We start from the raw sequence: 12,635 nt of genomic DNA, 5'->3' as shown, positions 1-12,635 counted from the left end.
CAATTACTTCATGAGTTAATTAAATTCTGGTTGCACCGTCAAATCGATGGTTTCCATCTCTTTGAATATTTCCGGGTCTTTCGACACCGGCAAGGTACCTGCCTTGAACACAGCATTTTGCGTCGCTTGGCAAACGCCAGTATCACCGCCAATAGTGTCGACGGAAATCACAAATCCACTCGAGGCGACGCGAATACGTACTTTACATTCTTTGCCGCGCATCGATGGGTCGGTAATTAAGTTACGCTGAATCGTACTGCGTATCAACGCTGTATATTTGCCAACCTCACTTTGTACCTGCCGTGAGCGGGCTGCTGCACGCGCTTTACGTTCAGCCGCTAACTCTTCTTGCATCTGCCGCTCTCGCTCAGCCCGTTCACGCGCTTCACGTTCTTTGCGCTTACGCTCTTCTTCAAGTCGCCGTGCTTCTTCTTCACGTTTTTTGCGCTCAGCTTCGGCCTTTTTGGCGGCTTCCTCTTCACGTTTACGACGTTCAGCAGCGGCTTCTGCGGCTTTTTCAGCTTCCTGGCGCTTCTGCTCTGCCGCTTTCTGCTCGCGAGCAATACGTTCGCGCTCTTTTTGCTGCTGCGCAGCAAGTTCGCGTTGCCTTTGTTGTTCGGTTTCTCGTTGTCGTTTCGCTTCTTGCGCGCGTCGCTCAAGTTCGTCAATTTCGTTTTGTCGGCGTTGCTCTTCGGCTTGAATCGCCTCAATCTGCTCTTGAATTTTGGCTTTATCGACCGTGGCCGCCTTGACAATTTCTTCTTCCGGCACCACTTCGTCTTGCAACGGCGCATTAAGCTGCACTTCCATGCTCTCAGGCACACTCGGTGACCATTTAAAGCCAGCAAACAGCACCACCACTATGCCCAGGTGCAACGCCACCGAAAGCAATAAGGGTACGGTTAATTCACTCGGCCATGTAAACTTTCCTATTTTCACATGCGCCTCTCTAGTTGCCCGTATCTTCAGTCATTAAGCCAACCGAGTCGACCCCAAGCTGTTGCAGTAACACCATCAGCCGCACCACTTGGTTGTATGAAACCCCACCGTCGCCGTTAACCATAATACGTGTCTCAGGGTCGAGCGTTAACTGTGCCTGCACCCGTGCGGCCAAGGTCTCAATGTCCAGTGGATCGTTTGGATTATTATAATCAGCTAACGAACTCACATAGTACTGACCATCGACATCCACCGAGACAATAATCGGTGGCTTACTCTCGGCATCTAAAGGCTCCGCATTGGCATTAGGCAAGTCAACCTTAACACCTTGAGTGATGAGCGGCGCGGTAACCATAAAAATAATCAACAGCACCAGCATAACGTCGATATAAGGCACCACGTTAATTTCGGACACTGGCTTACGCCGCTTGCGGTTGGCCGTCATCATCATCATGCTGCGTTACCTGCGGCTTTTGGCGGAGTGCTGCCTTGGCGTTGCAAAATCGCCAATAACTCGTCCATGAAGTTCAGATACTGATTATCGACCTTTTCGACACGATGGGCGAAGCGGTTGTAGGCGATCACAGCAGGAATTGCCGCAAATAAGCCCATGGCCGTTGCAATCAATGCCTCGGCAATACCGGGCGCAACCATCGCCAAGGTTGCTTGTTGCACTGCACCTAAGCCAATAAAGGCATTCATGATGCCCCATACCGTACCGAACAAACCGACATAAGGACTAATTGAACCTATGGTGGCCAGTAAGCTGAGGTTATTTTCAAGCCGGTCGACCTCACGTGAATGCACCACGCGCATCGCCCGGTACGAGGCTTCGAGTACTTGCTGCTGGTCTAATGCGGGGTTACCACGCAAGCGCGCAAACTCTTTAAAACCAGCATAAAATAGTTTTTCCATACCATTGGCGTTTTGTGCCCGCGCACCGATCTCCTGATACAACCGAGCCAGATCAACGCCCGACCAGAAACGGTCTTCAAAGGCCGTCGCATGTTGACTCGCGCTTTGAATAATTTTGCGGCGCTGAAAAATCATCATCCAGCCTGCCACCGAAAAGGCGAGCAGCAGCAACATCACTAACTGCACCACAAAACTTGCTTCGAAAATTAACGCAGTAATCGACATCTCAGCTTGCACGCTTTAGTACCTCTATGATTTCTGTTGGCATTGGTACTGCGCGAACCGCACTACCTGCTTCCCCTAAATGAACGCAAGCCGCTTTAATTTGGGCTTGGCAAATAACCGTGCCGTGTTGATTCAGCACCTGCTGTGTAAATTCGACTGACGCCCGTTTCAGACGTTCGACCACAACACTCACCCGCAGTTCATCGTTAAACTTTGCTGGGCGCAACAAATCTAATTCAACGTGGCGCACCACGAAGCCAATATTGTGCGCCAACCAGGTATCTTGCTCAATTCCCAGCGAGCGTAACCACTCGGTACGCGCCCGCTCAAGAAATTTGAGATAATTGGCATAATATACGATACCGCCAGCATCCGTGTCCTCATAATAGACGCGGATCGGCCAAGAAAATTCAGTCATCTTGTTGGTCTACCCTTATTTTTGCGTTTCTTGCGCTAACTGCAACGGTTGCAAGCTAAAATATTATGTAAATTTTTTGCATGATTAAAAACTAGCCAGAGTTTTATTTATCTTCAAAAATTGACCACGGAACACTTAACCATTGTTATTTATAGCTATTTTTGGTCTTACCAATTTCAAGGTGTATGCTTTTTATGCAAAGGTTACATTGTGTTATTAGATAAACTAATGCGAGAAACAATTTTTCTCGTTTGAACCAAGGTCCGACCTCCGTATAATACGCAGCATATCAGTTACGAAGAGACCGGTTGTCACTTCTTCCTGTTATTGTTCCCCTGGATTTAACTTCCTTGTTGTTCTGTAGTTTTTGCCCGCTTTTTAAGCGGGCTTTTTTTTGCCTAACCATAAAAGCGATGTTGGCTATTCGCTGTTCGCTGTTTGTTCTTCTTTTTTACCAAGCCCAAAATGAGCATATGCATGAGGGGTTGCGATGCGACCGCGTGGTGTGCGCTGTAAGAACCCCTGTTGAATTAAATAAGGTTCTAACACATCTTCAATGGTATCTTTCTCTTCGCCAATAGCGGCAGCTAAATTATCTAAGCCAACCGGGCCACCTAGAAACTTCTCAATGATAGCCAGCAACAACTTGCGGTCCATATAATCAAAACCGGCTTCATCAACATCAACCATTTTTAAGGCTGCTGATGCATTCGGCAAATCAATTTTGCCATTATTTCGTACTTCCGCATAGTCTCGCACGCGCCGTAGTAAGCGGTTGGCTATTCGCGGCGTACCACGTGAGCGCCGCGCAATTTCACGCGCCCCGGCGTCGTCTAAATCTAAATTGAGGTAGTCGGCCGAGCGCTGAATAATCTTAGTCAGTTCATTTACATCGTAAAACTCAAGCCGCTGAACAATACCAAAGCGGTCGCGTAGTGGCGACGTTAAAGCCCCCGCCCGCGTGGTCGCGCCGATAAGCGTAAAGGGTGGCAAGTCGAGCTTAATGGAGCGCGCCGCAGGCCCTTCGCCAATCATAATATCAAGCTGGTAATCTTCCATCGCCGGGTACAATATTTCTTCCACCACCGGACTCAAACGATGGATCTCATCGATAAACAGCACATCGTGCTCTTCCAGATTAGTCAGCAAAGCGGCTAAATCACCGGCCTTCTCAAGCACCGGGCCAGAGGTCTGGCGAATATTGACATCCAGCTCATTGGCAACAATATTGGCAAGCGTGGTCTTGCCTAAGCCCGGCGGACCAAAAATCAGCAAATGATCCAACGCTTCTTGCCGTTGCCGCGCCGCCTGAATAAAAATTTCCATTTGCTCAACCACATGCTTCTGGCCTGTGTAGTCAGCAAGTTTCTTCGGCCGTATCGCACGATCAATCACTTCGTCGTCGTGTTGCTGCTGCGGCTGGTTAATCCGATCGGGTTCAATCATTGATAATCCTCAAGGGCGATATTCGCTATTTGCTGTTCGATGTTTGTTTCAAACGAATATCGAACATCGAACAGCAAACATCGGTATCCCTACATATTCTTCAATGCGGTGCGGATCAGCTCTTCACTCCCCACATCGCCACTCGCTTTCACCGCAGCAGCCACCGCCTTTTCCGCCTGCGCCGGCTTATAACCCAAAGCCATTAAGGCCCCCACCGCATCTGCCCGCGGCGAACTCCGCTCGACCGTCGGCGCTAAATCACCAAAATCGATAGGTGCGGCATCCGTGGCTGGGGTCGCTGACGTCCAGTTCTGCAAGCGGTCACGCATTTCAACCACCAAGCGTTCGGCGGTTTTGCGGCCAACGCCTGGTAACTTCACCAAACTTGTCACGTCTTCATGACTTACGGCGGCAACAAATTGCTGTGCCGTCATGCCCGACATAATGGTCAGCGCCAATTTGGGCCCGACACCTTGGGCTTTAATTAACTGGCGAAAGAGTCCTCGCTCAGCAAAGGTATTAAAACCATAAAGCAATTGGGCATCTTCACGCACCACAAAGTGGGTCACCACGGTCACGGTTTCACCGACATCCGGCAAGTCGTACAAACAGGTCATCGGCATCTGTACTTCGTAACCGACACCTTGCACATCAATTAAAATTTCTGGCGGCTGCTTACTTATTAACAGGCCGTTTAATTGTCCGATCAACGCCCTCTCCTTGTTGTTTTTTGTGTTGTCTTAGACGCCATAGTGGCAGCGTAATCGCGGCTATTGGCATGGCATAGTGCCACGGCTAAAGCGTCGGCGGCGTCGGCTTGGGGGCGATGGCTAAGTTTTAGCATGGCCATAACCATATGCTGTACCTGGGTCTTGTCAGCGGCGCCTGTTCCCACCACCGCTTGTTTGATCAAACGTGCAGCGTACTCAGCCACCGGTAGCTCCGCTTGCGCAGCGGCCACAATGGCGGCACCACGAGCCTGGCCAAGTTTTAGCGCTGAATCAGGGTTGCGCGCCATAAACACCTGCTCAATCGCAAATTCATCAGGTTGAAACTGTGCAATCAGTTCGCGCACACCATCATGTATCACGCGCAGCTTTTCGGCAAGAGTGTAGGGGTTGCGGGTGGTGCCGGTGGCGTTAATACAACCACTGGCAAGATAGCTTATCTGGCGCCCCTGTACGCGAATAATCCCATAGCCTGTAAGGCGTGAACCTGGGTCAATGCCCAGAATAATGGCCATTAGCCGAGGCGCTCCAGAATCTCATCGTCGATATCAGCGTTGTGGTAAACCTCTTGCACATCGTCAAGCTCTTCTAATGCATCAATCAATTTAAGGAATTTCTCAGCGTCAGCCTCTGCAAGGGGTGACCGCGTTTCTGGCAACAAGCCGACTTCAGCATGATCGGCAACGAAGTTTGCGCTCTGCAAGCCATCTTTAACCGTGCCAAAGGTGTCCGGGGTGGTAAACACATCGAAGCTACCATCGTCGTGACTGACGATGTCTTCGGCACCGGCTTCTAACGCGGCTTCCATCAGCGCGTCTTCATCGGTGTCGGCATTAAAACTCAGCACTCCGCGCTTATTAAATAAATAAGCCACAGAGCCATCGGTACCTAGGTTGCCACCGTGTTTGCTAAACGCATGACGCACTTCAGAAACCGTACGGTTCCGGTTGTCGGTCATGGTTTCTAGTAAAATCGCCACGCCACCGGGGCCGTAGCCTTCATAGGTGAGCTCATCAAGGTTATCGCCATCAAGATCACCACTGCCACGCTTAACCGCGGTATCAACGGTATCTTTTTTCATGTTGTTGGCGAGCGCCTTGTCGATAGCGGCGCGTAAGCGGGGGTTACTATCAGGATCGCCGCCGCCTTCGCGCGCGGCAACCACAATTTCTCGAATAAGACGGGTAAAGATTTTGCCGCGCTTAGCATCTTGCGCGGCTTTGCGATGTTTAATGTTGGCCCATTTCGAATGACCTGCCATCGTGCATCCCTCTTTAGTCGTTGGTGTCCTCTGCTACCCTAACGGCTACACCTAAGTCGTGCAAGGCATCTGGGTTAGCTACGCCAGGCGCATCGGTCAACACACAGGCGGCGGTGGTCGTTTTCGGGAACGCAATCACTTCACGAATCGAGCTTGCGCCGACCATTAGCATCACCAAACGGTCAAGTCCAAAGGCCAAACCGGCGTGCGGCGGAGTGCCGTACTTTAAGGCTTCGAGCAAGAAGCCGAATTTCTCTTGCGCTTCATCTTTGGCAATACCAAGGATCTCAAACACCGCTTGCTGCATCGCATTGTCGTGGATACGTACCGAGCCGCCACCTACTTCAACGCCATTCAATACCATGTCGTAGGCATTCGATAAGGTGTTCGCAGGGTCAGCTTTTAGCTGTTCTGGAGTAACCCCTACCGGTGCTGTGAACGGGTGATGAATCGCGTGTAGGTCGCCATCGTGCTCTTCGAACATTGGGAAGTCGACCACCCATAGCGGACGCCACTCATCGCTCACAAAGCCATGCTCTTCACCCACTTTCAAACGCAGCGCGCCAATCGCTTCGGCCACCACGTTGGCATCGTCAGCACCAAAGAAGATGATATCGCCATCGGCGGCTTCCGTGCGCGCTAAAATACCTTCAAGTGCAGCATCAGGTATAAACTTCAATACTGGCGACTGCATACCTTCACGACCGGCGCTGAGGTCATTTACCTTCATCCAGGCCAACCCTTTGGCACCGTAGATTCCAACGAACTTGGTATAGTCGTCAATTGCTTTACGCGAAATATCAGCGGCTTTGCCGGGTACTTTCAATGCCGCAACACGACCTTTAGGATCATTGGCCGGCCCCGCAAAGACTTTAAATTCGACGTCCTTCAATAAATCAGCGACATCCACCAGTTCAAGTGGGTTACGTAAATCAGGCTTATCGCTACCGAAACGGGCCATGGCTTCATGCCAGCTCATGCGCGGGAAGTCGCCTAAATCGATGGTCAACAGCTCATTAAATAGCTTACGCACCATTTGTTCCGTGACATCCATCACTTGGTCGGCGCTCATAAACGAGGTTTCGATATCGATCTGGGTAAATTCTGGCTGACGATCAGCGCGCAAGTCTTCATCACGGAAGCACTTCACAATTTGGTAGTAGCGATCAAAGCCCGACATCATCAACAACTGTTTAAATAGCTGCGGCGACTGTGGCAAGGCAAAAAATTTACCCTTATGCGTGCGGCTTGGCACGAGGTAGTCACGCGCACCTTCTGGGGTTGCTCGCGTCAGCATAGGCGTTTCAATATCCATAAATCCGGCGTCGTCCATAAAGCGACGAACGGCACTGGTCACCCGGGCACGGAATTGTAGGTTATGGTTCATCGCGGGGCGACGCAAATCAAGATAGCGGAAGCGTAGTCGCGCTTCTTCGCTCACGTGCTGATTAAAATCGATAGGTAAGGCTTCTGAGCGGCTTAGAATTTCAAGCTCATCGGCCATCACTTCAACCGCACCGGTCGCCATGGTGTCATTAACCTGGCTTTCTGGACGTGCGCGCACAGTGCCTTGTAGGCGAATACAGAACTCTTGACGCAACTTATTGGCAGTATCGAACAGGGCCGCTTGATCAGGGTCAAATACAACCTGCACCAGACCTGTACGGTCGCGCATGTCGATAAAAATCAGACCACCAAGGTCACGGCGTTTGTTGACCCAACCACACAGAGTTACCTGCTGATCGACCAGACTTGTTTCAAGCTGTCCACAATAATGGCTACGCATGGGTTTGTCCCTACCACAGATTAAATTTTACAAAGCGCAACATTATAACGGACTGGCAGCGATTGTCAGTAGCACAAGCGGAATTCAAGCAAAGAAAAAAATGAAGTTTAGGTACGCCATGCGCTAAACTATGCCCATTGAACGCTAGAACGACCAAATTGAGGACCGGCCGTGCACCAAAGTAAGAAAGATGCGATTTTCGCTGAGCCCCTCACCCAGGTGAGTGACTTTGTGTTTGACCAAAATGTGGTCGAGGTTTTCCCCGACATGATCAACCGCTCGGTACCTGGCTATCAAAGTATTTTGCAAGGCATCGGTCAGTTAACGCAAAAATTCGCACAGCCTCATAGCACTATCTACGACTTAGGCTGTTCACTAGGCGCAGCCACCTTAGCCATGCGCCAGAATCTCTCTGCGGTGAATGACGTGCGCATTACCGCCGCCGACAACTCAAACGCCATGATCGAGCGTTGCCGCCTGCACCTTGACGGTTATCGTAGCGACGTTCCGGTGGATGTGGTTTGTGCCGACATTCGCGAACTCGCTATTGCCAACGCCTCAGTGGTGACCATGAACTTCACCCTGCAATTTATTCCGCAGGACCAACGCCAAGCCTTATTACAGCGTATCTATGACGGCCTCAAGCCCGGTGGCGTGATGTTGCTCGCCGAGAAATTTAAAGCCGCCGACCCGGCCCTAGACGAAGTGTTAGTAAACCTACATCATGAGTTCAAACGTGCCAACGGCTACAGCGAACTCGAGATCAGCCAAAAACGCGCCGCCATTGAAAATGTGATGCGTATCGACACCTTAGAAACCCATCAACAGCGCCTACGCAACGTTGGCTTTTCAGCGGTACAGGTGTGGTTCCAGTGCTACAATTTCACCGCCCTACTGGCGATTAAATAACACAAACGATGTTAGCTATTTGATGTTCGAAAAGGATAAGAGCGCTGTTTGATGTTCGCTGTTTGATGTTTGAAAAGGATAAGAGCGCTCTTATTTTCAACTAACATCAAACAGCCAATAGCTAACATCGCTCTTTTATCTCAACTAACATCAAACAGCCAATAGCTAACATCGCTCTTTTATCTCAACTAACATCAAACAGCCAATAGCTAACATCGCTCTTTTATCTCAACTAACATCAAACAGCCAATAGCTAACATCGCTCTTTTATCTCAACTAACATCGAACAGCGAACATCAAACATCGCTCTTGCTTTAAAGGTTTATATGAATTTATTCAAAGATGACTTGATTGCCGTCGCGCAATCTCCCCTACACCACTGGCTCAATCAACTGCCAGCCCAGTTGCAACACTGGAACCAAGCACGACAGCACGGCGAGCTACGCAAATGGCTTAAATGTGTCGAACAGTTGCCAGCGTTACCGGCCGAGGAAGTGAGCTTGGGCGATACAGTAACGGTGCGCGCAACCAAGGTCGAAGAAGGCCAACAAAACCGTATTCGGGGCCTGTTGCAACAGCTTACGCCATGGCGTAAAGGTCCCTTTGAACTGCATGGCGTGAACATTGACACCGAATGGCGCTCTGATTACAAATGGCAGCGGGTCGCACCTCATATCGGCGATCTTAGTGGCCAGCAAGTCCTCGATGTCGGTTGTGGCAGTGGTTATCACCTGTGGCGCATGCTTGAAAGCGGTGCCGAACAAGTGTGGGGCGTCGACCCAGGGCAGCTGTTCATGGCGCAGTTCCTTGCCATTCGCCATTTTATGCCCACAGCCTTGCAGGCGCGTGCACATTGGTTCCCCCTAGGCGTTGAAGACCTGCCCGAACTGCAGGCCTTCGATACGGTGTTCAGCATGGGTGTGCTCTATCACCGCCGCTCGCCCATCGACTTTCTCACCCAGCTCAAGGCGCAGCTAAGCAAAGACGGACGCTTAGTGCTCGAAACCTTGGTCGTAGAGGGCGACGTAGACACCGTGTTGGTGCCGGGGCAAACCTACGCCAAAATGCGCAATGTATGGTTTATTCCAAGCACCCTTGCGCTACTGCACTGGCTCGAACGTTGTGGCTTTAAACAGGCTAAGGTGGTCGACGAATCGGTCACGGAAGTGACTGAGCAACGTGCAACCGACTGGATGACTGGGCAGTCGTTAAGCGACTTTCTTGACCCTAACGATGCCAGCAAAACCATCGAAGGCTACCCAGCACCGCGGCGCGCGGTAATTATTGCCCAGGCGTAGTCGCGTTTTTCGTTGATGCCAAAAACAAAGAACCGGGCTTAGTGCCCGGTTCTTTCAGTTTTAGCAAGCGTATGCTCTGCTGCTTACAGTTTAGGTTTGTCCATTGGCTCGTTGGCATTAATCGCCACGTGCTCTGGATCAGGTTGACCTGCAAGCTCTTCCCATTTACGCGTTTTCAGCGCAATGAAGAAGACCACCACACCCACACCGATACCGAACAGCGTGATCTGCATGTACATGTCTGGCATCGTTGATACGTTTTCAGGGTCAAGGTTACCGGCAATCAGACCGGCCATCAGGCTACCAATTGAGTAGGTAAGTACGAAAATACCCATCATCTGACCCGCCATACGGCGCGGCGCAAGTTTGCTTACTGCACTCAACGCAACTGGGCTTAAGCACAGCTCACCAACCGTGTGTAAGAAGTACACCGCAACCAACCAGTTCGGTGATACTTTCATACCCGATGCAGCAGCCTGAGAGGCCCAGAACATTACGATGAAACCACTTGCCATAATGATCAAGCCCAGCGCGCTTTTGAAGCCATACGAAGGGTTAATCATTTTCTTGGTTAAGTTCACCCATAGCGCCGCAAAAAACGGCGACAAGGCAATCAAGAAACCAGAGTTGAGCATCTGGAACCAAGCCGTTGGAATTTCGAACGAACCTACCATACGGTCAGTTAAGTCGCGCGCAAATAGATTCAGTGATGAACCCGCTTGCTCGAACCCAGCCCAGAAACAAATCGAGGCAATACACACCAAGAACAACGCACCCAAACGTTTGGCTTCATTTTTGGTTAAATTACCAAATATAAAAATGCTCAGGTAGTAAACGAAGAACACGATGGTTGCAGCAAGTGCGACGTATTGTGCAATCGCGACTGGGTCAATCGTCATCGCGCCCGTTGTAGTAGCCACAAAAACCGTGCCTAGCGCCACTAAAAACAGAACGATCACCGCCCAGCTCAACCGTTGACCTTGCGGTGACAACGGTTTAGGTGCATCAACGCCAACTTTACCTAGCTTAGGTAGGGTCGCGCGATACTGCAGTAAGCCAAAGGCCATGCCCACCGCAGCGGCACCAAAGGCCCAGTGCCAACCGACATTTTCCATTAAGTAACCAGTGACTAGGTAACCAATCAGTGAACCGATGTTGATACCCATGTAATACAGGGTATAACCCGCATCACGGCGGTCGTCACCATCATCATAAAGTTGGCCGACCAAGGCACTGATATTTGGCTTCAACATACCGGTACCTAGTACCACTAGTATCAAGCCCAAGAAAAACGAAGTGTTGGATGGTATCGCAAGTACAATGTGACCACACATGATGACGATACCGCCATACCATGTTGCCCGTTGACCACCAATCAAGCGGTCAGCAATCCAACCACCTGGCAAGCCCATGAAGTAGACCGCACCGGTATACAAACCGTAAATCGCCGTAGCAACCGCGACCGTCATTCCCAAACCGCCCTCTTGAATCGCAGCGGTCATAAATAGCACTAATAGCGCGCGCATGCCGTAGTAACTCATGCGCTCCCACATTTCCGTAAAGAACAAGGTTTGTAAGCCAGCCGGCTGACCGAAAAAACCATTGTCCTGTTGTTGTGTCTTCTTAGGTTCCATACCCTATTTGCCTTCACTGTTTGTTGTTATAAGCGTTCCAAAACCGTAATACCCTACCGATTTCGCACGCAAAAGGAAATAGAAAACGACAAACTGCAAAAATAACAGGGGGGGCAGCCCTTACAATGTAAGGGCTGCCCCCCCTAAATCTTTACAATGTAGGGGCTGCCCCCTCTGGGTTAGAGTTGGGTTTTGAGCCAGGTGCGCATAGCGGGGCCGAATTCGGGGTGGCGCAGGGCGTGTTCAACGAAGGCTTGGGCATAGCCAAGTTTGTTGCCGCAGTCGTTGCTGCGACCCTTCATGTAGTAAGCATTCACGGCTTGTTGGTCAAGCAGCATGTCCATCGCGTCGGTCAATTGGATTTCGTTCCCGGCCCCTACAGGAGTGCGTTCAAGCAAGGTCCAAAGCGCTGCTGGGAACACATAGCGGCCAACCACGGCGAGATCCGACGGGGCACTCGCCACGGCAGGTTTCTCAACGAGTTTTTCGATGGGGGCTTGCTCACCAGGTGCCAGCTCAACACCTTTAATGTCGGCGATACCATATTGATCAACGCGTTCGCGCGGCACTTTTTCAACCATGACTTGCGCCGCACCGGTGTCAGTGAAGTTACGTACCATTTCGGCTAAGTTGTCGCGCTGCATATCGCAACTCGCGGCGTCGACCAACACATCGGGTAGCACGACCGCAAAGGGCTGGTCGTCAATCAGTGGTCGCGCGCAAAGTACGGCATGTCCTAAGCCTTTTGCCACGCCTTGGCGCACATGCATAATGGTCACGCCCGGTGGCGTAATGGCCTGTACTTCAGCTAACAACTGGCGCTTCACCCGTTGTTCTAAGGTGGTTTCCAGCTCAAAACTGGTATCGAAATGGTTTTCAATCGAGTTTTTACTCGAGTGCGTCACCAAAATAATATCGGTCAGGCCTGCAGCCGCACATTCTTCTACGATAAGTTGAATCAGCGGGCGGTCCACTAAGGGCAGCATCTCTTTCGGGATAGCCTTGGTCGCGGGTAACATCCGTGTACCTAGTCCGGCAACGGGGATGACTACTTTTTTTACCATGTCATCGATTCC

General features: G+C 50.8%; 13 protein-coding genes. 2 read left to right on the top strand and 11 right to left on the bottom strand.

Annotation, left to right across the window (positions count from 1 at the left end; all coding sequences use genetic code 11):
• Nucleotides 1-15: 15 nt before the first annotated feature.
• From tolA to aspS, 9 genes are all read right to left on the bottom strand, one after another.
• Complete coding sequence (gene tolA / locus PSI9734_RS00160) at nt 16-939, bottom strand: cell envelope integrity protein TolA (RefSeq protein WP_246194652.1); 924 nt, start codon at nt 937-939, stop codon at nt 16-18.
• A 10-nt stretch (nt 940-949) separates the two neighbouring features.
• A complete protein-coding gene (gene tolR, locus PSI9734_RS00155) occupies nt 950-1,387 on the bottom strand; it encodes a protein TolR (RefSeq protein WP_173919939.1) in 438 nt (145 codons plus the stop codon).
• Nucleotides 1,388-1,389: 2 nt separating this feature from the next.
• Entirely contained in the window at nt 1,390-2,091 is a 702-nt protein-coding gene (gene tolQ, locus PSI9734_RS00150) for a protein TolQ (protein WP_173919111.1), read from the bottom strand.
• A complete protein-coding gene (gene ybgC, locus PSI9734_RS00145; protein ID WP_173919110.1) occupies nt 2,081-2,497 on the bottom strand; it encodes a tol-pal system-associated acyl-CoA thioesterase in 417 nt (138 codons plus the stop codon). Before ybgC ends, tolQ begins: the two co-directional genes overlap by 11 nt.
• A 420-nt stretch (nt 2,498-2,917) precedes the next feature.
• Nucleotides 2,918-3,943, bottom strand: a complete 1,026-nt coding sequence (ruvB, locus tag PSI9734_RS00140; protein WP_173919109.1) for a Holliday junction branch migration DNA helicase RuvB — start codon at nt 3,941-3,943, stop codon at nt 2,918-2,920.
• 89 nt (nt 3,944-4,032) lie between these two features.
• On the bottom strand, nt 4,033-4,653 hold the full coding sequence (gene ruvA, locus PSI9734_RS00135; protein ID WP_173919108.1) for a Holliday junction branch migration protein RuvA: 621 nt from the start codon (nt 4,651-4,653) through the stop codon (nt 4,033-4,035).
• Nucleotides 4,650-5,186, bottom strand: a complete 537-nt coding sequence (ruvC, locus tag PSI9734_RS00130; protein WP_173919107.1) for a crossover junction endodeoxyribonuclease RuvC — start codon at nt 5,184-5,186, stop codon at nt 4,650-4,652. The genes ruvA and ruvC overlap by 4 nt, the downstream gene beginning before the upstream one ends.
• Nucleotides 5,186-5,932 (bottom strand): YebC/PmpR family DNA-binding transcriptional regulator, encoded by a 747-nt coding sequence (locus PSI9734_RS00125; protein WP_173919106.1) that lies wholly within the window; start codon nt 5,930-5,932, stop codon nt 5,186-5,188. The genes ruvC and PSI9734_RS00125 overlap by 1 nt, the downstream gene beginning before the upstream one ends.
• 13 nt (nt 5,933-5,945) lie before the next feature.
• On the bottom strand, nt 5,946-7,718 hold the full coding sequence (aspS, locus tag PSI9734_RS00120) for an aspartate--tRNA ligase (protein WP_173919105.1): 1,773 nt from the start codon (nt 7,716-7,718) through the stop codon (nt 5,946-5,948).
• A 171-nt stretch (nt 7,719-7,889) separates the two neighbouring features.
• Here aspS and cmoA point away from each other — a divergent pair, with 171 nt between their 5' ends.
• Together cmoA and cmoB are read left to right on the top strand one after the other, a co-directional pair.
• Complete coding sequence (cmoA, locus tag PSI9734_RS00115; protein ID WP_173919104.1) at nt 7,890-8,627, top strand: carboxy-S-adenosyl-L-methionine synthase CmoA; 738 nt, start codon at nt 7,890-7,892, stop codon at nt 8,625-8,627.
• Between the two features lie 326 nt (nt 8,628-8,953).
• Nucleotides 8,954-9,925 (top strand): tRNA 5-methoxyuridine(34)/uridine 5-oxyacetic acid(34) synthase CmoB, encoded by a 972-nt coding sequence (gene cmoB, locus PSI9734_RS00110; protein ID WP_173919103.1) that lies wholly within the window; start codon nt 8,954-8,956, stop codon nt 9,923-9,925.
• A gap of 83 nt (nt 9,926-10,008) precedes the next feature.
• Here the strand turns inward: cmoB and PSI9734_RS00105 are convergent, their stop codons facing one another.
• On the bottom strand, nt 10,009-11,559 hold the full coding sequence (locus PSI9734_RS00105; RefSeq protein ID WP_173919102.1) for a peptide MFS transporter: 1,551 nt from the start codon (nt 11,557-11,559) through the stop codon (nt 10,009-10,011).
• Nucleotides 11,560-11,738: 179 nt separating this feature from the next.
• Complete coding sequence (gene galU / locus PSI9734_RS00100) at nt 11,739-12,623, bottom strand: UTP--glucose-1-phosphate uridylyltransferase GalU (protein WP_173919101.1); 885 nt, start codon at nt 12,621-12,623, stop codon at nt 11,739-11,741.
• Nucleotides 12,624-12,635: the final 12 nt, after the last annotated feature.

The sequence above is a fragment of the Pseudidiomarina piscicola genome, from assembly GCF_902806985.1.
GTDB lineage: Bacteria > Pseudomonadota > Gammaproteobacteria > Enterobacterales > Alteromonadaceae > Pseudidiomarina > Pseudidiomarina piscicola.
This window is presented reverse-complemented; position numbering and strand designations above follow the sequence as displayed.

Coding starts and splice junctions, on each gene's coding strand:
- tolR (WP_173919939.1), bottom strand. CDS start 1,387: ATGATGACGGCCAACCGCAAGCGGCGTAAGCCAGTGTCCGAAATTAAC.
- ybgC (WP_173919110.1), bottom strand. CDS start 2,497: ATGACTGAATTTTCTTGGCCGATCCGCGTCTATTATGAGGACACGGAT.
- ruvB (WP_173919109.1), bottom strand. CDS start 3,943: ATGATTGAACCCGATCGGATTAACCAGCCGCAGCAGCAACACGACGAC.
- ruvC (WP_173919107.1), bottom strand. CDS start 5,186: ATGGCCATTATTCTGGGCATTGACCCAGGTTCACGCCTTACAGGCTAT.
- PSI9734_RS00125 (WP_173919106.1), bottom strand. CDS start 5,932: ATGGCAGGTCATTCGAAATGGGCCAACATTAAACATCGCAAAGCCGCG.
- aspS (WP_173919105.1), bottom strand. CDS start 7,718: ATGCGTAGCCATTATTGTGGACAGCTTGAAACAAGTCTGGTCGATCAG.
- cmoB (WP_173919103.1), top strand. CDS start 8,954: ATGAATTTATTCAAAGATGACTTGATTGCCGTCGCGCAATCTCCCCTA.
- PSI9734_RS00105 (WP_173919102.1), bottom strand. CDS start 11,559: ATGGAACCTAAGAAGACACAACAACAGGACAATGGTTTTTTCGGTCAG.
- galU (WP_173919101.1), bottom strand. CDS start 12,623: ATGGTAAAAAAAGTAGTCATCCCCGTTGCCGGACTAGGTACACGGATG.